The organism is Thauera phenylacetica B4P (assembly GCF_000310225.1).
GTDB lineage: Bacteria > Pseudomonadota > Gammaproteobacteria > Burkholderiales > Rhodocyclaceae > Thauera > Thauera phenylacetica.
Window position 1 is genome coordinate 1 of record NZ_AMXF01000575.1, and the last position, 580, is coordinate 580.

1 pseudogene is annotated in these 580 nt (G+C 75.3%); it reads right to left on the reverse strand.

Annotation, left to right across the window (positions count from 1 at the left end):
• A pseudogene (locus C667_RS23765) lies at nucleotides 1–472 on the reverse strand (type II secretion system protein GspK); the annotation flags it as partial.
• Between the last annotated feature and the right edge of the window lie 108 nt (nucleotides 473–580).

The window sequence follows — 580 nt, forward strand, 5'->3', positions numbered from 1 at the left end:
CCTGCGCGGCGGCGTTCGCGCTCGCGCCACTCATCCCGACGAGGCCGAGCAGGCGGGCGAAGCGGGTGATGGCCTGGGTGTCCACGCGGCCGCGCGGTGCGAGGTCGTTGAGGTTGAAGCGCCCGGAGAGGTCGCGGATCGATCCGCCCACGCTGCCGTCGGCGGTGTCGTTGCCGATGGCGGTGACCGGGATCTCGGTGGTCCAGATCTCCCCGAGGTGGTCGGTCGGGGTGCGCCGCCCGTCGTCGGCGAGGATGTTGCGCGACCAGTCCACCGCCGCGCGGCCGAGCTGCCAGGCCTGGGCCTGGTCGTGGCGGCCGCCGAGCATGTCCAGGCCGTGGCCGAAGTCGGCCAGCGCCGCGGCGGCGAGCATGGCGGCAAAGCTGACCGTCAGCAGCGCGAGCACCACCGCCGCGCCGCGCTGCGCGGCCCGCCTAGCGCAGCGCGAGAACGCGGACGACGGTGCCGACATCGGCGAGCTCCAGGGTGAATTCCACCGCCTCGGGCAGCGGGGTGACGATCGCGACGCGGCCACGCCGGCGGCTGCGGCTCTCGGCGGCCGGCCACTGCGTGTGCGCCT